Origin of the sequence: Streptomyces sp. NPDC002467, from assembly GCF_042889825.1 — a bacterium.
Taxonomy (GTDB): Bacteria; Actinomycetota; Actinomycetes; order Streptomycetales; family Streptomycetaceae; genus Streptomyces.
In genome coordinates, this window is record NZ_JBIARJ010000003.1 from 330,418 (window position 1) to 349,159 (window position 18,742).

At 73.1% G+C, this 18,742-nt stretch carries 17 protein-coding genes; 12 read left to right on the top strand and 5 right to left on the bottom strand.

Annotated features, from left to right (window positions below):
• The first annotated feature begins 110 nt into the window (after positions 1 to 110).
• The 7 genes from ACFYYJ_RS07980 (at position 111) to ACFYYJ_RS08010 (ending at position 6,566) form a co-directional block, all read left to right on the top strand.
• Positions 111 to 824, top strand: a complete 714-nt coding sequence (locus ACFYYJ_RS07980; RefSeq protein ID WP_389129715.1) for a glycosyltransferase family 2 protein — start codon at positions 111 to 113, stop codon at positions 822 to 824.
• The gene (locus ACFYYJ_RS07985; RefSeq protein WP_389129718.1) at positions 821 to 1,450 is read left to right on the top strand and encodes a DUF2064 domain-containing protein; all 630 of its coding nucleotides are present in this window, start codon (positions 821 to 823) and stop codon (positions 1,448 to 1,450) included. Before ACFYYJ_RS07980 ends, ACFYYJ_RS07985 begins: the two co-directional genes overlap by 4 nt.
• Complete coding sequence (locus ACFYYJ_RS07990; protein WP_389129720.1) at positions 1,447 to 2,223, top strand: class I SAM-dependent methyltransferase; 777 nt, start codon at positions 1,447 to 1,449, stop codon at positions 2,221 to 2,223. The genes ACFYYJ_RS07985 and ACFYYJ_RS07990 overlap by 4 nt, the downstream gene beginning before the upstream one ends.
• Positions 2,220 to 3,656 carry a glycosyltransferase 87 family protein gene (locus tag ACFYYJ_RS07995; protein WP_389129723.1) on the top strand — a complete coding sequence of 479 codons (1,437 nt, stop codon included), beginning with the start codon at positions 2,220 to 2,222 and terminating at the stop codon, positions 3,654 to 3,656. The genes ACFYYJ_RS07990 and ACFYYJ_RS07995 overlap by 4 nt, the downstream gene beginning before the upstream one ends.
• A gap of 38 nt (positions 3,657 to 3,694) precedes the next feature.
• Positions 3,695 to 5,068: a molybdopterin-dependent oxidoreductase gene (locus tag ACFYYJ_RS08000; protein WP_389129727.1), complete on the top strand. Its 1,374-nt coding sequence runs from the start codon at positions 3,695 to 3,697 to the stop codon at positions 5,066 to 5,068.
• Positions 5,032 to 5,622, top strand: coding sequence for a hypothetical protein (locus ACFYYJ_RS08005; RefSeq protein WP_389129730.1), 591 nt, complete (start codon positions 5,032 to 5,034; stop codon positions 5,620 to 5,622). Before ACFYYJ_RS08000 ends, ACFYYJ_RS08005 begins: the two co-directional genes overlap by 37 nt.
• 299 nt (positions 5,623 to 5,921) lie before the next feature.
• Complete coding sequence (locus ACFYYJ_RS08010) at positions 5,922 to 6,566, top strand: L-threonylcarbamoyladenylate synthase (RefSeq protein ID WP_389129732.1); 645 nt, start codon at positions 5,922 to 5,924, stop codon at positions 6,564 to 6,566.
• A 42-nt stretch (positions 6,567 to 6,608) separates the two neighbouring features.
• Here the strand turns inward: ACFYYJ_RS08010 and ACFYYJ_RS08015 are convergent, their stop codons facing one another.
• Complete coding sequence (locus tag ACFYYJ_RS08015) at positions 6,609 to 7,247, bottom strand: carbonic anhydrase (RefSeq protein WP_385125024.1); 639 nt, start codon at positions 7,245 to 7,247, stop codon at positions 6,609 to 6,611.
• Positions 7,248 to 7,650: 403 nt separating this feature from the next.
• Between ACFYYJ_RS08015 and ACFYYJ_RS08020 the strand changes: the two genes are divergently transcribed.
• The 3 genes from ACFYYJ_RS08020 to ACFYYJ_RS08030 all read left to right on the top strand — a co-directional run bounded on the left by ACFYYJ_RS08020 (position 7,651) and on the right by ACFYYJ_RS08030 (position 13,477).
• Entirely contained in the window at positions 7,651 to 9,627 is a 1,977-nt protein-coding gene (locus ACFYYJ_RS08020; protein ID WP_389129735.1) for an ATP-binding protein, read from the top strand.
• A gap of 197 nt (positions 9,628 to 9,824) precedes the next feature.
• Positions 9,825 to 10,076 carry an ABC transporter permease gene (locus ACFYYJ_RS08025; RefSeq protein WP_385125028.1) on the top strand — a complete coding sequence of 84 codons (252 nt, stop codon included), beginning with the start codon at positions 9,825 to 9,827 and terminating at the stop codon, positions 10,074 to 10,076.
• Positions 10,073 to 13,477: a choice-of-anchor D domain-containing protein gene (locus tag ACFYYJ_RS08030; RefSeq protein ID WP_389129738.1), complete on the top strand. Its 3,405-nt coding sequence runs from the start codon at positions 10,073 to 10,075 to the stop codon at positions 13,475 to 13,477. The genes ACFYYJ_RS08025 and ACFYYJ_RS08030 overlap by 4 nt, the downstream gene beginning before the upstream one ends.
• 47 nt (positions 13,478 to 13,524) lie before the next feature.
• Here ACFYYJ_RS08030 and ACFYYJ_RS08035 read toward each other — a convergent pair whose 3' ends face one another.
• The 4 genes from ACFYYJ_RS08035 to ACFYYJ_RS08050 form a co-directional block, all read right to left on the bottom strand.
• A complete protein-coding gene (locus tag ACFYYJ_RS08035; protein ID WP_389129741.1) occupies positions 13,525 to 14,097 on the bottom strand; it encodes a GNAT family N-acetyltransferase in 573 nt (190 codons plus the stop codon).
• 113 nt (positions 14,098 to 14,210) lie between these two features.
• The gene (locus tag ACFYYJ_RS08040; protein ID WP_389129744.1) at positions 14,211 to 14,891 is read right to left on the bottom strand and encodes a response regulator; all 681 of its coding nucleotides are present in this window, start codon (positions 14,889 to 14,891) and stop codon (positions 14,211 to 14,213) included.
• Entirely contained in the window at positions 14,888 to 15,937 is a 1,050-nt protein-coding gene (locus ACFYYJ_RS08045; protein WP_389130495.1) for a sensor histidine kinase, read from the bottom strand. The genes ACFYYJ_RS08040 and ACFYYJ_RS08045 overlap by 4 nt, the downstream gene beginning before the upstream one ends.
• A 164-nt stretch (positions 15,938 to 16,101) precedes the next feature.
• Complete coding sequence (locus ACFYYJ_RS08050; protein WP_389129747.1) at positions 16,102 to 16,626, bottom strand: hypothetical protein; 525 nt, start codon at positions 16,624 to 16,626, stop codon at positions 16,102 to 16,104.
• Positions 16,627 to 16,797: 171 nt separating this feature from the next.
• On the opposite strand from ACFYYJ_RS08050, the gene ACFYYJ_RS08055 reads away from it, so the two are divergent.
• A complete protein-coding gene (locus tag ACFYYJ_RS08055) occupies positions 16,798 to 17,556 on the top strand; it encodes an ArsR/SmtB family transcription factor (protein WP_389129750.1) in 759 nt (252 codons plus the stop codon).
• Positions 17,557 to 17,643: 87 nt separating this feature from the next.
• The gene (locus ACFYYJ_RS08060) at positions 17,644 to 18,645 is read left to right on the top strand and encodes a DMT family transporter (protein WP_385125038.1); all 1,002 of its coding nucleotides are present in this window, start codon (positions 17,644 to 17,646) and stop codon (positions 18,643 to 18,645) included.
• Positions 18,646 to 18,742 lie beyond the last annotated feature (97 nt).

Below are 18,742 nucleotides of genomic sequence, written 5' to 3' on the forward strand. Positions count from 1 at the left end.
ACCGCCGGGCCTGAGCCGTCTGCCGCGTCCCGCCCCCGGACGGCGGACGTCCGCGTTTCGTAAGGAGTCGATGTCCGCTATGTCCCACGGGAATTCCTACGGTGGCAGCCGTGACCGAAAACTCCGTGGACGTCGTCCTGCCCTGTCTGAACGAGGCCGAGGCCCTGCCCTGGGTCCTCGCCCGCATCCCCGCCGGCTGGCGGGCCCTGGTCGTGGACAACGGATCCACCGACGGATCCGCCGACATCGCCCGCTCCCTGGGCGCCACCGTCGTGCCGGAGTCCCGGCGCGGCTTCGGCGCCGCGTGCCATGCCGGACTCCTGGCCGCCGAGGCCGATTACGTCTGCTTCTGCGACTGCGACGCCTCCCTCGACCCCGGCCTGCTGAGCGGTTTCGTCGACGCGGTGGCGGCGGGCGAAGCCGATCTCGTGCTCGGCCGCCGTCGCCCCCAGGCTCGCGGCGCGTGGCCGGCGCACGCCCGGGCGGGCAACTTCGCGCTCTCCCGGATGCTGCGCCGTCGCACCGGCCTGCGCCTGCACGACCTCGGCCCCCTGAGGGCCATGCGCAGGGAGGAACTCCTTCGCCTGGAGCTGACCGACCGGCGCTCCGGCTATCCGTTGCAGATGGTCGTACGCGCCTCCGACGCGGGCTGGCGGGTGCGCGAGGAGGACGTGCCCTACCTGCCGCGCAGCGGCAAGTCCAAGGTCACCGGCACCTGGCGGGGCACCTGGCACGCGGTCCGCGACATGCGCGCGGTGCTCGCCGAACCCACGTACGTCCCTGCCGCGCCCGGCCGTGCCGAGCGGTCGGGAGGCGCCCGGTGACCTCCCTGCTCGTGATCGCCAAAGAGCCCGTGCCCGGCCGGGTAAAGACCCGGCTCACCCCGCCGTTCACCCCGCGGCAGGCGGCGGTGCTGGCCGGGGCCGCGCTCGCCGACACCCTGGCAGCCGTGGCGGCCACCCCGGCCGAACGGCACGTACTGGTCCTGGACGGCGCCCCGGGGCCGTGGCTGCCGCCCGGCTTCGAGGTCGTGCCGCAGAGCGCCGGGGGCCTCGACGAACGGCTCGCGGCCGCGTTCGCCGCCTGCGCCGGCCCCGCGCTGCTGATCGGCATGGACACCCCACAGGTCACCCCCGAGCTCCTGGCGCCCGCGCTGGCCTTCGACGCGTACGACGCCTGGTTCGGGCCCGCCGCCGACGGCGGATTCTGGGCCCTGGGCCTGGCGGCGCCCGACCCGGCGTTGCTGCTCGGCGTACCCATGTCCGTACCCGAGACCGGGATGGTGCAGTACGAGCGGCTCCGGGCGGCCGGGCTGCGCATCGGGCCGCTGCCCCGGCTGCGGGACGTGGACACCGCCGCCGACGCCGCGGAGGTGGCCGCCCTGGCGCCGGCCGGCCGGTTCGCCACACGCCACCGACAGCTCAGCGCCCGTACGCCGGTGGCACGATGATCGCCCCCGCCACCCGCACCACCTCCGTCACCAGCTCCGCCACCGGCTCCGCTACTTCCACCGCCTCCGAGCAGGCCGCCGCGCACGGCCCGGCATGGCGGGCCGACCCGTACGCCCTGGCCCTCCGCACGGGACAGGGCCCCCTCTTCCTGCGGCGCACGGACGGCCGGCTGCTGCCCCTGGACGTCGAACGATGGTGCGCGGGGGCGGACGTCGCCGACGAGAGCGTGCTCTCCCGTTGCCGTGGAACCGTTCTCGACATCGGCTGCGGCCCCGGCCGGCTCGTCGCGGCGCTGGCCGAACGAGGCCACCGCGCCCTCGGCATCGACGTGACCCCGGCCGCCGTGACGCGGACCGTGCACCGTGGCGGAACGGCCCTGTGCCGCTCCGTCTTCGACCCCCTGCCCGGCGAACGCCGCTGGGACACCGCCCTGCTGATGGACGGCAACATCGGCATCGGCGGAGATCCCGCCGTCCTCCTGCGGCGGACCGCGGACCTGCTCGCCCCCGGCGGGCGCCTGCTCGCAGAGGCCGCGCCCGTCGACGTGGACGAGCGGTGCGAGGTACGCCTCGACGACGGCCGAGGCACCCTCGGCACGCCCTTCCCCTGGGCCCGGGTCGGCCGCCGGGCCCTGCTGCGCCACGCGGAGGCCGCCGGCTGGCGCACCGTCGGCAACTGGACGGTGGCCGGCCGGCACTTCGCCGAACTCGTCCCGGGGACACGGCGCCGCCCCGCCGTCGGCGCTCCCGCACCGCTCGGAGCCGCGTCGTGATCCGACCGCCAGGCGCCGACTCCGGTTTCCGGGCCGCCGGATCCCGGGCCACCGCCACCACCGCGGTCCTGGTGACGGCTCTGGTCGCGGTGCTCGCCCTCACCATCCGCAAGGACGGCTTCTTCGCGGACCCGGCCGGCCTGTCCTGGATGTACGCCGCCTGCTGGGCCCTGTTCGCGGCTGCCGCGTGGTCCCTGCGCCGGGTCCCCGCCCGGCACGTCGGCGCCCTCGTCCTCGCCGGTGGCGTCGCCGTCGCCCTGACGGGCCTGCTCGCCCCACCCCGCACCAGCACCGACTCGTACCGCTACGCCTGGGACGGCCGCGTGCAGGCGGCCGGCATCTCCCCCTACGACCACGCCCCGGCCGACACCGCCCTCCTGCCGTACCGCGACGACTGGCTGTTCCCCACCGGGAAGGCGTGCGGCGCGCCGGACCTCTCCCCGGTGTCCGAAGGCGTCTGCACCCGTATCAACCGCCCCCGCGTCCACACGATCTACCCTCCGGCCGGCGAACTGTACTTCCTCCTCGTCCACGCCCTCTCACCCGACGGAGTTCGTCACAAGGCCCTCCAGACGGGCGGCGCCGTCCTCGCCGTCACCACCACCCCGGTGCTGCTGCGCATCCTGCGCCGCCGCGGCGACCCCCGCACCGCCGCCTACTGGGCCTGGTGCCCGGCGATCGCCGTCGAAGCCGTCAACAACGCCCACGCCGACGTCCTCGCCGTCCTGCTGTCCGTCATCGCCCTGGGCCTGACGGTCCGCCACCGTGCCCGGGGCGGCGCGGTCCTAGGCCTGGCCATCGCCGTCAAACTCCTGCCCGCCGTCCTGCTCCCGGGTGCCCTGTCCGGCGTACGCCGCCCCCGGGACGCCGCCGCCACCCTGCTCCCGGCGGCCGCGGTCCTCACCGCCCTGTACCTGCCGTACGTCCTGCTGTCCCACTCCTCCGTCCTGGGCTACCTCGGGGGCTACGCCGACGAAGAGGGCTACCAGGACGCCTCCGCCGGCGACCGCTACGCCCTCCTGCGCCTGCTGCTCCCCGACTCCTGGGCCGTACCGGCCGTCGTCGCCGGCATGCTCGCCGTCAGCCTCCACGTGATCCGGCGGGGCGACCCCGAGCGCCCCTGGAGCGGTGCCCTCCTGGTCACCGGGACCGCGTTCCTCCTGACCACTCCCGGCTACTCCTGGTACGCCCTCCTGTTGATCGCCCTCGTGGCCCTCGACGGCCGCTGGGAATGGCTCGGGGTCGCGGGCGCGGGCGCGGCCGCCTACCTGACGGGCCGTGCCGTCCCGTACGCCGGGGCGACCGCGTACGCCATCGCCGCACTGGCCGTCCTCTGCGGCTGGGCGGCACGCAGACGAGCCCGCGGACCCCGCCGAATCCGGGCCCGTACGCCCGGACCGGGCATCGGCTCCAGGGCGGGGGAGACCCGGTGAACCCACCCATCCGCGAACGGAAACCACGGAGGCACCCCATGGACGCGAACGGCGGCGGACCGCCCACCCCCGATGGACCGGCGCGCGCCGGAACGGAACCCGACGGCGGCGGTCCGACACCCCTCGCCCGGCTCCGATCGGCCCTGGCACCCGCCTGGGCGGCGGGCCCGCCGCGCGGTCCGTCCCGCCCCGAGTTCTGGCGCAGCCCACTGCGCGGCCCGTGGCTGACCGCGGTGTTCGGGATCGTCCTGCTCTTCGGCATCACGATCCTGTTCGTCACGGGCCTGCTGTCGTACGCCGCGTACGAACCGGACCTCGCGACGGTCAACGACCAGACCCCGGACAAGGGATGGCTCGGCTTCTACCTCTTCTCCTGGCCGACCTCCCCGTACTGGCTCTACCGGGTCACCCAGGGTGTGCACGTCACGCTCGGCCTCGTGCTCGTGCCCGTGCTCCTGGCCAAGCTGTGGTCGGTCATCCCGAAACTCTTCGCCTGGCCCCCGGTACGGTCGGCCGCCCAGGCCGCCGAACGGCTCTCGCTGCTCCTGCTGGTGGGAGGAGCCGGCTTCGAGTTCGTGACCGGCATCCTCAACGTGCAGCTCCACTACATCTTCCCGGGCTCCTTCTACACGCTCCACTTCTACGGTGCCTGGGTCTTCATCGGCGCCTTCGCGGTCCACGTGGTCTTCCGGCTCAAGCGCGCCGTCCGGGCCCTGCGGAACGGGCCGCGGCACCAGCCGGCCCCGGACAGCGAGGAGGCGGCCGGTCTCGTCGCGCCGAGCCCGGCCGCCGCGACCATCTCCCGGCGGGGCGCGCTGGGCATGGTCGGGCTGGGCTCGCTCGCGCTGTTCGCCGTGACGGCGGGGCAGAGCGTGGGCGGCTGGTTCCGCCGGACGGCGCTCCTCGCCCCGCACGGACAGGAACCGGGCTCCGGCCCCAACGGATTCCAGATCAACAAGACGGCCGCCTCGGTCGGCATCCGCCCCAGCGACACCGGTCCGGCCTGGCGGCTGACCGTGCGCGGCGCCGGTCGCCAGGTCGACCTCACGTACGACCGACTCCTCGACCTGCCGCAGAACGAAGCGTTGCTCCCCATCGCCTGCGTGGAGGGCTGGTCGACCACCGACCAGCGCTGGGGCGGCGTCCGCCTCACCGACCTGGCCGCGCTCGTCGGACTGGGCACGCACACCCCGCAGGCCCTGGTCGAGTCCGTCCAGCGGGGCGGTTCGTTCAGCTCCGTCGTCCTGAGCGAGGGTCAGGTCCGGGACGCGCGCTCGCTGCTGGCCGTCCGGGTCAACGGGGCCGTCCTCTCCCTCGACCACGGATACCCGGCCCGGGTGATCGTCCCCGGCGCCCCCGGCGTCCACAACACCAAATGGGTCACCCGCCTCACCTTCGGGGAGCCTTCGTGAAGCCGCCGACCGCCGACTCCGTCACGACTTCCTTCCGGCACCGCTACGGAGCCTCCCCGCTCCACCTGATCCTCGTCCTGGCCTCCTTCGCCCTGGCCTGCTACGCGGGGCTGCGCCTGCTCCGAGGGGACGCCCTCGGCGTGGCCGTGTGGTTCGTCGGGGCAGCGCTCCTGCACGACCTCGTCCTCCTGCCCCTGTACGCGGTCACGGACCTGGGCGTCCAAAGGCTCCTCGGGCACGGTGCGCGGGAAGGGACGGCCAAGCCGCTGATCGGCGTCAACCACGTCCGGGTGCCCGCCTTCGTCTCGGGCGTCCTGCTGCTCGTGTACTGGCCTCTCGTACTCGGCCGGGTCGGCCACTTCACGATCACCACCGGCCTGCCGGCCGACGTGTTCCTGGGGCGGTGGCTACTGATCACCGCCTGCCTGTTCGCAGCCTCGGCGGCCGTCCTGGCCGTGAATGTCCGGAACGGGGGCAGGGACGCCCGCAAGGCCCGTGCCCGTGCCCGCGCCCGCAGAGCGGCGCGCGCGCCCCGAGGGCGGAACGACCACTGACCCCACGCACGGCCCAAGCCATCCGGGAGTGGGATGCGACAGGACCATCACCCGATCGGTGGGCCGGTGGGGAAAGGCCTTCGGTGGGTCTGTCCGAAGCGCGACCCTGGACCTCCACCGCGACCGGTGCGCGCAGCCGTCCTGAGGCCGCCCCGAGGCCTTCCCCAGGCCGGACGCGGGTGCGGGTTCGGGTGGGGCCCGGGGCCGGAGGAAACTGGTGGCGGGGCGGACCGATCTCGGCCGCCTGCCGGAGTGGATCGACAGGCGGGGGACGAGAGCCCCCGCGGAGGGTGAGCGTTGTGTCGCGTCGTTTTGACTGTTCGAACGAGTCGGAATGGGCCGAGGGGCTGCCGGAGGCCGCGGCGGCGGTTCGCCGCGGCGAGCTGGTCGTGCTGCCGACCGACACGGTGTACGGGATCGGTGCGGACGCCTTCGCGCCACTGGCCGTAGCGGGCCTCCTGGACGCGAAGGGGCGTGGCCGGGCCATGCCCTCACCCGTGCTGATCGGCTCCCCGCCGGCCCTGGACGACCTGGTCGACGAGCTGCCGCAGGGCGCCCGGGAACTGATGAGCGAGTTCTGGCCGGGCGGGCTGACCCTCGTCGTCCGTCACCGGTCGGACCTCGGATGGGACCTGGGCGAGACGAACGGCACGGTCGCGGTGCGGATGCCCGACCATCCGGTGGCCCTCGCCCTGCTCACGGAGACCGGGCCGCTGGCCGTCTCCAGCGCCAACCTGACGGGCAAGCCCTCGCCGCAGGACTGTGATGCCGCCCAGGACATGCTCGGGAAGGCGGTGGCGGTCTACCTGGACGCCGGACCGACGGCGGCGGACGTGCCCTCGTCGATCGTGGACCTGACCGGGCCGGCCCCCCGGCTGCTGCGCGCCGGCGCGATCAGCGCCGAACGACTGCGTGACGTCGTACCCGACCTCCACGAAGGCTGAAAGGACCGGGCAGGTCGGCCTCGGCCGGCCTGCCCGGGGCAGTCACTTCGCGGTGGCGGTCGGGACGTCCAGCCCGCGGGCGGTGACCAGCTGGGCGGTGCCGTCCGCGAGGCGGTAGGCCAGGCCCACGACAGCGGCCTCACCCGCCGCGACACGATCGGCGAGCAGTCGGGAGCGGTCCAGCAGCAGATCGACGGTGTGGCGTATGTGCTCGGCGATGAAGTCGCTGTCCTCGGTGTGGCCGGCCGCCCGGGCCGCCAGCACGCTCGGCGTGACACGCTCGATCACGTCCCGCACGAAGCCTCCCGCGGTGGCTCCGTCCTCCACGGCGGCACGGGTGGCCGCGACCGCGCCGCACGCGTCGTGGCCCAGGACGACGACGAGCGGGCAGCCCAGGACGCTGACGCCGTACTCGATGCTGCCGAGCACCTCGGTACCCACGACGTGGCCCGCCGTCCGCACCACGAACAGGTCGCCCAGCCCACGGTCGAAGATGATCTCGGCGGCGAGGCGGGAGTCGGAGCATCCGAACAGGACGGCGAACGGTGTCTGCGCCGGGGCGATCTCGGTGCGGCGGGCGGCGTCCTGGTTCGGGTGCTCAGGCGCACCGGCAACGAAGCGCTCGTTGCCGGCCAGGAGCGTGGTGAGGGTCTCCTGGACATTCATTCGGTCGTCGGTCATGGCCGCAGACTACGCGCAGGTGGTGGGGTCGGCCGTACTCAGGGGGCCGGCGGAGCGGTGAGCGGCTACGAGCGCCCCCTGGCACCGCCAGGCCCCGGTCCGTGCCCGTCGTCGTCCGTGTCCGGTCGGGCTCGCGCGACTCGGGGCGGGCGTTCCCTCGGCCGGGTGGGTGAGGGGTGGGCGCGGACGGGCCCGTCCGTCGTTCGGGTGGAATGCAGGAGACTGCCGTGAAGATCACCGTCCCGTGGCGGCGGAGCCGCGGCCGTTGACGGAGCGTGCCGGCCGGCGGGCATCGATGTCGTACGGCGCCCTCGTACGCGCCGAGGTGGGCACTGCCGGGTGCGTGCCGTGGGCAAGAATTCCTCGCGTGCGCGGAGATCGACGTGAGTCCGGGGTGCCCGGGGTGGCCGCTGTGTTCGTGGGGCGTGGCCGTGAGCTGGCCGCCCTGCGCACCGCGCTGGCGGGCAGCCGTGTGGTCACGGTCGTCGGACCGGGCGGCGTGGGCAAGAGCCGCTCCGCCCGCCACCTGCTGGAACAGGCCGACCCCGGTCGCGCGTTCGTGTGGGTGGAGCTGTCGCGACTACCGGACGCGTCCGGGCTGGTCGACGCCGTCGCGGCCGCGTGCGGTCTCGCCGACCACACCTCACGCGAGCCGACGGAGGCCCTGTGCGCGTGGCTGGCCCACCGCGGCCCGCTGCTCGTCCTCGACTCCTGTGAGCATCTGGTGCCCGAAGTGCGGGCTCTGGCCGCCCAGCTGCTGACCGCCTCGCCGGGGCTGTCGGTACTGGCCACCAGCCGCGAGCCCCTGGGCGTCCCCGGTGAACACGTCGTCGAACTGCCGCCGCTCAGGTCCGAGGAAGCCCTGGAGCTGTTCCTCAGCCGCGCCGCAGTGGCCGCGGCATGGCTGCCGCGAAACCGGCCGCCGGCACTCCTGGAGGTCGCGCGAGACATCTGCCGACACCTCCAGGGCATCCCCCTGACGCTGGAACTCGCCGCCGCGCAGCTGACACTCCACGCACCCCAGGACCTGGCGGCCCGGCTACGCCGACACATCGACCCCCTCGCCTCGGACACCCCTCGCGATCCCCGTCGGCACCAGAGCCTGCGCACCACGATCGGCTGGAGCCACGAACTGTGCGAGCCGGCCGAGCGGCTCCTGTGGGCGCGACTGTCGGTCTTCGCCGGCCCGTTCGACGAGGCCGACGCGCGGGCGGTCTGTTCCGACGAGGCGCTGCCGGCGGCAGGGGTCACGGCAGCGCTGGACGCGCTGGTGGCCAAGTCGGTCGTGCGGAAGGCAGGTCAGGAGCACACCGTGCTCGACACCGTCCGGGAGTACGGCGGCATGTGGCTCGGCCGGCTCGGGCAGCGCGACGGCATCCGCCGACGCCATGCCGCCCACTTCCACCACCTGGTCCGACAGGCCGACCAGGGATGGCTCTCGTCCGACCAGGGCAGCTGGTACCAGCGGCTCCGGGCCCGGCACCGGGACCTCTGCGCGGCCCTGGACTTCCAGCTCCGTACCGAGCCCGCCCAGGCCCTGGACATGGCCGCCCGGGTCGCGTTCTTCTGGAGCTGCTGCGGGCGCCTGCACGAAGCGCAGACCTACCTCCAGCGCGCCCTGAACAGCCCCAGGCCGGATGGCACCGACATCGCGAGGCCCCGTTGGGCGCTGGGCGTGGTCCTCCTCCTGCGCGGCGAACACGAGCACGCCCACCGGATCGCCCTCGCCTGCCAGGCCTTCGCGATGGCTCCCGGGGACGGACACGACGACCGGGACAGGCGACTGGACGCCGCGTACCTGCTCGGAATCAGCCACCTCATGGCAGGCCGGCCGCTCGCCGCGCGCATCGTCACCGACAACGTCCTCGACGGTCTGCCGGGCACGCCCTTCGACTCCGCCGCCAGGCTGCGCTGCCACCTCGCCCGGACCTTCGCCCTCACCGCGACGGGGCTCCGCCACGAGGCCCGTGCCGCGGCCGAGGAACTGCGCGAGGGCTGCGTCGCACTCGGCGAGTACTGGACCCGTTCCTACGCCGACTACCAGCTCTCCCTCATCTCCCTGATCGAGGACCGGCCCGCCTCCGCGGCCCGGCACGCCCGGTCCATGCTCGCCGCCAAACACCGCCTCGGCGACAGCTTCGGCACCGCCCTAGGCCTGGACCTCCTCGCCGCCGCCCACGCTGCCGACGGTGATCCCGTACAGGCAGCCCGTACCTCGGGGGCGGGCCACACGCTCTGGCAATCCGTCGGCCATCCCCAGCGCGGTACGCCGGAACTCGCGCCCCTGCGAGCCGAATCCGAGCGCCGCGCCCGAGCCCTGCTCGGCGACGACGCCTACGAAGCCGCCTACCAGGAGGGCATGCTCGGCACTTGGACCTGACCGCCGAACGGCGTCGTGGCAGGTGACGGGACCACGGGCAGGTGATCGACGGGACTCTGCACCGGGTGCGTTTGACAGATCCCCGGCAGCGAAGCTTACTGAAGGTGACATCAGAGCCAGACAGTGCACGACGTCCCCGCGCCCCGCTGAGGGCCCGGGACGCTCGCGCGGCTTGCCCGTACGTCAAAGGGCACGACATGAAGTCACGTCTGCGCACACGAGGTTGGTTCGAGACGGTCGCAGCCGCCATCAGCGGCTGCCTGTTCCTCTTCACCCTGGTCTGGCCCGACTGGATCGAGGGCGTGTTCGGGGTCGACCCCGATCAGCACAGCGGGGCCATGGAGTGGACGATCGTTGCCGTCGCCCTGTGCGCCACCGTTGTGTTCTCCCTGCTGGCGCGAGGTGAGTGGCGCAGGGTCCGGGCGAGCGGGGCGGAGGGCCGGCCATGACTCAGCATGCGGCCATCGAGATCGCGATCAGGGCGCACCTGCACGAGGCGCGCCGGCTGGCGCGGGCGCGGGCGGACGGAAAGTTCGACCGTGAAGCCTGGTTGGAGGCGTTGCGGCAGGTCGAGGGACTGGAGCGCGATGCCATGCAGCTGCGCATCGCGGGCTTCGGCGGTGGGGTCGCCGGCAGTGCTCCGTTGGTCGCGGCCCAATGGCGGCAGGTGGGGCCGGCGCCCATGCGGCAGCCCCTGGGAGGAGGGCCCGCCCCGGTGGCGGGTCGCGTGTACGACATAGCCGTCGACCCGCGCGGCAGCAGCGACAAGACCCTCTACGCCGCCACCCTCGGGGGCATCTGGAAGAGCCTCGACAGCGGCGCCACCTGGGCGCCGAAGACCGACCGCCTGCCGTGGACCCAGATGGGCGCGGTGGCCCTCGACCCCGTCAACCCGGACATCGTGTACGCGGGCGGCACCTTCGCGCCCGGCCCGTCGCTGTTCCGATCGGTCGACGGCGGCGAGACGTGGAGCACGATCGGCGGCGCCGCCATGCTCGGCCAGATGGTGGTGCGCATCGTCCTCCCCGCCCCCGGAGTGGTCCTGGTGGGCACCTTCATCCACGGGGTGTACCGCTCCGTCAACGACGGCGCGAACTTCGGCAACAACCTGGGCGCCTACGACAACAACGCGCCCGTCCTGGGTGGCTTGGTGACGGACCTGCACCTCCACACCACGAAGCCGACCACGGTGTACGCGTGCATGCGAGGGCAGGGCATCTTCGAGTCCACGGACTCCGGCGCCACCTTCCCCAACAACCTGTTCGCCAACCCGGGTGCGCCGGCCGCCGGTACCTACCTCACCGTCACCATGGCGCAGTCGACGAAGCCCGCCGACCACACCATGTACGCCACGGCGTCGACCGGCAGCGCCTGGGTGGGGCTGTTCAAATCGACCAACGACGGCAAGAACTGGAAGCTCAAGCCCGCTGCCGCGGCGGCAGCGGCCACCGGGGCACAGTTCGGCTTCGACCAGACCATCGGCGTCGACCCGCAGGACGCCAGGCGGGTCTACCTGGGCTTCCTGGAGCTTCACCTGTCCGCCGACGGCGGCGACAGCTTCGCCCCGGGATCAGTGACCGGGGGCAAGGTGCACGTCGACCATCACGCCATCACCTTCAGCCCCCAGTCCCACTGGGGCGCCGCGCCCACCCGAATGTACGTCGGCACCGACGGCGGCACCGCGGTCAGCGGCGACGGAGGCAGCACCTGGACCAACCTCAACGAGGGCGTCTCCACCATCCTCGTCGGCATGGGCTGTCTCGACATCGGCCGGCACTCGGCGGTGAACAACGGCTACGGCTACGTCGGTTCGCAGGACAACGGCACCGCGCAGCGCGCACCCGGCATGCCCGGCGACGACTGGAGCCACCGACTCGGCGGCGACGGCGGCTGGGTGGCCGTGGACCCCTTCGCCCCGCTCTCCGTCCACGCCACCGTCAACCACTACTACCAGCACAGCACCGACGGCGGCGCCACGTGGACCAGCGCGGCGGGCATCACGCCCGGTGTCAACGCCATCGCCGTCGATCCCGACGACGGCAGCCGGGTCTACGCCGCCGGCGGGTCGCTGGGCGACTGGGGCCCGCAGTTGTTGCAGAGCACCGACCAGGGCGCAAGCTTCACCAGCATCCACACCTTCCCCGCCGGTGTCCTCAGCATCGCGCCCGTTGGCGGGAGCGGTGGCGCCGGCGTGTGGGTGGGTCTGACCGACGGCTCGATGTGGCGGACCGACAACGCGCTGATGGGCGCCGGGTCGACGTGGAATTCGTACTCGACCGGTTTGCCGGGACTCGGCGTCACCGGCATCGCGGTCGACCCCTTCAGCCCGCAGCGCGTGATGGCGGGCTACTGGGGCGTTTCGGGGATCGCGCCGCCCAACCGCAGCCGGCACGTCTACCTGACCACCAACAACGGTTTGACCTGGGTCGACGCCAGTGGAACCGACGGCAGCCCGACCACCAACCTGCCCGACCTGCCCGTCTACAGCGTCGCCATGGACCCGGGCTCCAGCAACGGCCTGAGCGGCATCGCCACGTCCGGAAGCGTGATCGTCGCCGTCGGCCTGTTCGGGACGGTCCTGACGTCACCCGACGGACAAACCTGGACGGCGCGGGTCTCGGACGCCTACAACACGCTGGCCGACGTGGTGTGGACGGGCTCCCAGTTCGTCGCGGTCGGCCTGGGCGGGGCCATCCTCACCTCGCCGGACGGGATCGTGTGGACCACGCGCAAGGCGGGACCGTCCTCGGAGGCACTGCAGGGCGTGGCCTGGTCCGGCGCGGTGCTGGTGGTCACCTCGGCGTCGTACGGCACGGTCTACCGATCGACCGACGGCGTCAGCTGGATCTCGGTCCACGACGCGGCCGCTCAGGCGCTGCTCGACATCACCTGGGGCAACGGCGTGTTCGTCGCGGTCGGGTATTCCGGCACCGTGGTCACCTCGCCTGACGGCCTCACCTGGACCGCGCACGCGACCCCGACGACGGACAACCTCAATTCCGTCACCTGGTCGGGCACGCAGTACGTGGCGACCGGCACCGGCACCATCCTGACCTCGCCGGACGGCAGCACCTGGACGGCGCGCGTGTCGCCGACCACCGACCAGATCACCGGGGTGGCGTGGTCCGGCGCGCGCTTCGTCGGCGCGGTCAACTCCGGCAAGGTCGTCACCTCGACGGACGGGGTCACCTGGACGCTGCAGCCGACGGGATCGGCCTACCGGCTCAGCGCGATCCTCTGGACGGGCTCGCAGTTCATCGCCGTCGGCGACTTCGGCACCGTGCTCACCTCCGCCGACGGGACGGCGTGGACCGACCACAGTGTGCCCGTCGTGCCGCCGACACTGATCTGCGGCAACCAGACCGGCGTGCTGTTCTCCATCGACGACGGTGAGACCTGGCGCGTGCTCGGTGTAGGGCTGCCCACGGCGAGTTGTGTGTCGCTCGCCCTCGACTGGTCGCGCACGCCGTCGTTGCTGCGCGTCGGCACCAACGGTCGCAGCGTCTTCGAGCTGGTCACCACAGTGGGTCCCCGGGCGGCGGTCGTCTCCAACCTCGCGTTCGGGAAGGTGGCGTTGAACACCTCGGCCAACCTGGTGGCCAAGGTGTTCAACGCGGGATCGACGCCGCTGGCCGTGACCGGCTTCGCGCGGGCATCGGGCAGCCCGGCGTTCGCCCTCACCGGTGGGGGACCCGGCTTCCCGTTCACCCTGCAGCCGGGTCAGGAGCAGGACGTCACCGTGCGCTTCCAGCCCACCACGGCCGGGATCGCCACGGCGGTCTTCCGCCTCACCAGCAACGATCCCGGCACACCCGCGGTATCGGTCCCGATGAGCGGCACCGGGAAGTAGGCACCCGCCTTGGGCTCCCGTCGATCATCCGCCGGTGGTCCCGCCACCTACAAGTCCTGGGCCGTGCGTTGCCGCCCGGCCCGAATCGCGTCCGTCGGGACCTCGAAGACGATGAAGCGCCCGTCGTGTTCGTCGCCCTCCTCGCCGACGCGTGTGAAGCCGAAGCCCGCGATGGTGGCCAGGGAGGTGGTGTTGTCAGGGCTGATCCTGGCCCGCACGGTCCGGACTTCGGGTTCGGCGGCGGCCCTGACGAGCAGGGCCGTCAGCATGGCACGGGCGTAGCCCTGGCGGCGGTACGCGGGAACGACGGTGAAGCCGACCTCGACCATGCCGGCCTCGTCGGGCGGTCCGTGGAACCCGGCGTCGCCGACGACGACCCCGGCCGGCTCGGACACGGCGGCCCGCGTGATCCAGGGGGCGGCGGACGGGTCCTCGGCCAGCTGGGCGGCGCGATAGCCGAAGATCCAGCGGGCCCGGTCGCCGACGAAGTGCTCGTCGAGGGCGACCCCGGCCTCGGTGCTGCCGCCGGCGAGGTCGCCGTCGGCGAGCGCCCGCAGCGCCTTCTCGCCGAGCTCGACGAAACGGACGCGGCGGGGGATGGAGAGAGGTTCGCTGTGCATCGTGCAGATGCTCGCCCGCCGGTCAGGGGGTTGTCCACGGCTTTACGGCCCGTGCGGACGAACGACCCGGCGGTACGGCGCCCGCCGGCTCCCGAGGGCTGGGGGAGGGCGTGTCAGGCGAGGCCCGCTTCGATGGCGCGGCGGACGGCGTCCGACCGGTCTCGGATGTCCGCCTTGGCGAACAGGTTGTTGATGTGGGTCTTCACCGTGGCCTCGCTGATGAACAACTTCTCGGCGATGCCCCTGTTGGGCAGCCCGAGGCCGATGAGCGCGAGTACCTCGCGTTCCCGCGGCGTGAGGTCCGCGGGCAGGTCCCGCCCCGGCGACGCGGCTGACTTGGCCCCTGAGGCCGCCCGTGCCGTGGCGAGCAGACGGTCCTGGACGGCGCGGTCCAGTACGGACTGGCCGGCCGCCGCTGCCCGGATCGCGCGGGTGATGTCGCGGCGTCCGGCGTTCTTCGTCAGGTATCCACGCGCTCCGGCGCCCAGCGCGCCCAGGATGGAGTCGTCGTCGGCGAACGTGGTCAGGACGACCACCGCCACCTCCGGGTACCGCTCGGCCAGCCGCCGGGTGGTCTCGATCCCGTCCATCACGGGCATTCTCAGGTCCATCAGCACCACGTCCACCGGCCCGGCGGCGACCGCCTCCAGCACCTCGTGGCCGTTCGAGGCGGCTGCGACGACGTCGATGTCCTCGGCCAGGGCGAGAACCGCCGCGAGTGGCTCCCGGACTGCCGCCTGGTCGTCGGCGACGACCACCCTCAACTGCTGCTGTTGTTCAGCGGGTTCACTCATGTCGGGATCACTGCCTCCACGTGCCAGCCGTTGCGGTGCCGTCCTTCGGTGACCGGGCCCGCGGTGACCGTTCCGCCCAGCAGGGCGACCCGTTCACGCATGCCGATCAGTCCCATCCCACTACCCGCGCCCGCGTTCACCTCACGCGTGGCGGGGCCGTTGCGGACGCTCAACGTGATCGAGGCCGAGGCGTACGTCAACTCCACCTCCACCGGCCCGCCGGGAGCGTACCGGGCCGCGTTGGTGAGGGCCTCCTGGGCGATCCGCAGCAGGTTCTGGGTCGCCCGGGCCGGCACTTCGCGTACCGTCCCGGTGACGGTGAGGGCGTCGCGGTGGCCCGAGGACTCCAGCATCGCGGAAAGGCTCTCCACCAGGGGCAGCCCGTCCTCACGCAGCGCGTACACGGTCCACTGCGCCTGCCTCAGACTCTCCTTGACCAGCCCGTGGGCCTTGTCGTGGGCCTCGCGGACCTTCTCCAGGTCGCCGGTGTCGATCAGCGCGTCCGCCAGTTCCAGCTGCATGTTGATCCCGGCGAGCGAGTGCGCCAGCACGTCGTGAACGTCCCGGGCGATCCGGCTCCGTTCGGTCAGCACGGCGGTACGGGCCTCGGCCCGGGCGGCGCGTTCGGCCGACTCCGCCGCCTCGAGGGCCGCCCGTACGGCCCGGTGCTGGGTGCGGTTGACGATGCCCATCACGACCGGCAGGCCGGTCAGGAGCCCGAACGCCCACGGCAGCGCCTCGTGCCCCGGTCCGAGGCGGAAGTACAGGACCGCGCCGCACAGGAGACTGCAGAGCCCCGCGAGCACGAGGGCCGGCCTGGTCTCCAGCCGGTATCCGATGTGACCGGAGAGGAAGAAGGCGAAGAGGTAAGCCGTTCCGCTGCTGCTGACACCGATCAGGGCGGCTGCCGCGACGACGCCGAGGGCGAGCCAGATCAGCGCGAGTCGCGGGGAGACCCTGTGCTCGGGCAGGCGCCTGGCCAGCAGCGCGGCGGCGTTGACCACGAAGAGGACGGCCACGGCCAGTCCCTGGCCGCTGAAGCCCATGGGCCGGATCGTCAGGGCGCCCACGACGACGACCGCGAGGCTCGCCACCCACTGCACCCGTGGGTCCTGGCCGGGAACGGGGCGCGGTCCCGCCTCCCGGCCGGTGTCCGTGCTGGGGGGCGGGGCGCTCTGGTCGGCGGGCACGCGCCGAACATACTGCACGATCAGGCCGTACGGTCGAGGACGGCCACCGGGCGGAGTGCCTTGACCGTCCGGCTGCGTACGTAGATGGTCGCCACCCGCGTCACGACCTCGGTCAGCGCCATCAGGACGAAGGCCGCGACCCACGCCTGCTCGCCGGTGATGTGGTGCGCGAGGCTGAACCGGGCCACGTCGTCGGCGCCGCCGGCGTGCTCGACCCACACCTGGAAGCCCATCCGCGCTCCCATGCCCACGACCCACAGGACCGCCGACACCGCACCCGCCTTGATCAGGAGGTGCCCGTCGAGGGCGCGGATCCGGGTGTAGATGCCGCCACTGATGCCGAGCGCGGCGCCGACGGCCATCAACGCGGCGATCAGGACGAGGTCGTTGCCGTCGGTGGGGACGGTATCCAGGTACGAGTGCGCCACGAAGGCCACGATGATCAGCGGCAGGAGGAAGGTCTTGCGGTCGAGACGGCCTTCCCGCAGTTGCCGGAAGACGACCAGGATGAGGGCTGCGTCGGTGATCCACTCGGTTGCTGTCATGCCCTCAAGACTGCTGTGACGCGGCTCGCGGCACCTGGACCCACGGGTGGAACCGGGGGTGGAGATCGCCGGCCGGACGGGCTCGGCACGAGGGATGCGGTCGGACGCGTTCTTTGAGACGGCACGCCCCATCATTCGTCCTATACCGAAACGATCGGGCATTCTGGAGTCATGGACCACGCACTCGCTCCCGAACCGGCGGATTCCCCGGCCTCAGCCCCGGACCCAGCCTCAGCCCCGGCTGCACGGCTCGCCGCTCTCGCCGCCGCCCTCGCCGACGAGACCCGGGCCGCGATCTGCATGACCTTGCTGGAGGGGCGCGCCTGGACCGCGGGCGAGCTGGCCCGGATCACCGGTGTCGCCCCCTCCACCGTCAGCGGGCACCTGGCCAGGCTCCTGGACGCGGGGATCTGCGTGACGGAGCGGCAGGGGCGGCACAGCTACGTGCGCATCGCCGACGCCGCCACGGCCCGCCTGGTGGACGAACTGGCCTCCTACGCCGTCCCGGGCCGCGACGCGGCACACGCGGTGCCGGTGGTCGCCGCGCCCGACCCGCTGGCGCGGGCCCGCACCTGCTACGACCACTTCGCGGGGCGGCTCGGCATGGCGGTGACGGACGCGATGGAAGGCCGGGGCCTGTTGCGCACGGAGGGCGTGTTCGAGCTGACCGAAGCCGGCATCGACTGGTGCCGCCGCGCGGGCGTCGACGTGACGGGCGTGGGCCGCCGGCCACTGGCGAGCTCCTGTCTGGACTGGACCGAGCGCCGCCGCCACCTGGGCGGCCTCGTCGGGGCACGGCTGTGTGCGCGGGCCCTGTCCGAGGCATGGGTGGTGCGCCCGGAGGGGGGCGGCCGGGGGCTGCTGGTGACGGGTGCGGGGGAGGAGGCCTTCGACGAGCTGTTGGGACTCACGCCGCGGGCGTGGGGCTAGCGGGCGATCCGAAGGCCCGGTGCCCCTCGGGAAGGTGGCAAAAATACTTCGGCACTCACCGAAGTGTTAGGTGTAGGCTCGGCGGACATGAAGACCCACCCGCACGCCCACTCGAACGCCCACCCGCGCGCTCTCCCGCCAGGCCTTCTCACGGCCGCCGCCGTCTGCTGCACGGTCTTCGCCTGGGCGTCCGCCTTCGTGTCCATCCGCAGCGCCGGAGCCGCCTACTCGCCGGGGGCCCTCGCCCTCGGCAGGCTGCTCGCAGCCTCGTTGGTCCTCGGTGTGCTCCTCCTCGTGCGCCGCGAGGGCCTGCCGCCGCGCGGGGCCCGCCGGGGCATCCTGCTGTCCGGCCTCGTCTGGTTCGCCGGCTACACGGTCGCGCTGAACTGGGGCGAACGCCTCGTCGACGCGGGCACCGCGTCCCTGCTCGTGAACACCGGTCCGATCCTGATGGCACTCCTCGCCGCCCGCCTGCTCGGCGAGGCCCTGCCGCCGCGGCTGCTGACGGGCATGGCGGTCTCCTTCACCGGCGCCGTGGTCGTCGGCCTGTCGATGTCGTCCGGCGGCAACGGTTCGACCCCGCTGCTCGGGGTGGCGCTGTGCCTGATCGCGGCGGCGGCGTACGCGACGGGCGTCGTCGCGCAGAAGCCCGCACTCTCCTTCGCGACGCCGCTCCAGGTCACCGCCTACAGCTGCTTCGCCGGGACCGTGGCCTGCCTGCCGTTCGCCGGGCAGCTCGTGGCCGAGGTCCCGAGGGCTCCGCTGTCCGCGACGCTGAACATGGTCTACCTGGGCGTGGTCCCGACCGCCCTCGCCTTCACCACCTGGACGTACGCCCTCGCGCGGATGCCGGCCGGGAAGCTCGGCGCCACCACGTACGCGGTGCCGGCCATCGTCGTCCTGCTGAGCTGGGTACTCCTCGGCGAAACGCCGGTCTGGCTCACCTTGCTGGGTGGTCTCCTCTGCCTCGCCGGAGTGGCCGTCTCCCGCTACCGCCCGCGCACCCGGCAGGAGTCCGAAGCCCGGGTGGAAGAGCCCGCCCCCGAACCCCCGCCGCGCGGGAGCGGTAGCGCACAGCCGGTCGCGTGATCGCGCCTGACGGCCCGCTCCACGGCTGAATCCACGATGGACTCGGCCGGGGCGGCGGGCGTGGCGTCGGGATCGTTACGGGTCGTCGGGTGATGAT

Excerpts from the sequence above, each read along its gene's own strand:
- ACFYYJ_RS07990 (WP_389129720.1), top strand. The coding sequence starts at position 1,447 with ATGATCGCCCCCGCCACCCGCACCACCTCCGTCACCAGCTCCGCCACC.
- ACFYYJ_RS08000 (WP_389129727.1), top strand. The coding sequence starts at position 3,695 with ATGGACGCGAACGGCGGCGGACCGCCCACCCCCGATGGACCGGCGCGC.
- ACFYYJ_RS08005 (WP_389129730.1), top strand. The coding sequence starts at position 5,032 with ATGGGTCACCCGCCTCACCTTCGGGGAGCCTTCGTGAAGCCGCCGACC.
- ACFYYJ_RS08015 (WP_385125024.1), bottom strand. The coding sequence starts at position 7,247 with ATGACCGACGACCGAATGAATGTCCAGGAGACCCTCACCACGCTCCTG.
- ACFYYJ_RS08025 (WP_385125028.1), top strand. The coding sequence starts at position 9,825 with ATGAAGTCACGTCTGCGCACACGAGGTTGGTTCGAGACGGTCGCAGCC.
- ACFYYJ_RS08030 (WP_389129738.1), top strand. The coding sequence starts at position 10,073 with ATGACTCAGCATGCGGCCATCGAGATCGCGATCAGGGCGCACCTGCAC.
- ACFYYJ_RS08035 (WP_389129741.1), bottom strand. The coding sequence starts at position 14,097 with ATGCACAGCGAACCTCTCTCCATCCCCCGCCGCGTCCGTTTCGTCGAG.
- ACFYYJ_RS08040 (WP_389129744.1), bottom strand. The coding sequence starts at position 14,891 with ATGAGTGAACCCGCTGAACAACAGCAGCAGTTGAGGGTGGTCGTCGCC.
- ACFYYJ_RS08045 (WP_389130495.1), bottom strand. The coding sequence starts at position 15,937 with ATGGGCTTCAGCGGCCAGGGACTGGCCGTGGCCGTCCTCTTCGTGGTC.
- ACFYYJ_RS08050 (WP_389129747.1), bottom strand. The coding sequence starts at position 16,626 with ATGACAGCAACCGAGTGGATCACCGACGCAGCCCTCATCCTGGTCGTC.
- ACFYYJ_RS08055 (WP_389129750.1), top strand. The coding sequence starts at position 16,798 with ATGGACCACGCACTCGCTCCCGAACCGGCGGATTCCCCGGCCTCAGCC.
- ACFYYJ_RS08060 (WP_385125038.1), top strand. The coding sequence starts at position 17,644 with ATGAAGACCCACCCGCACGCCCACTCGAACGCCCACCCGCGCGCTCTC.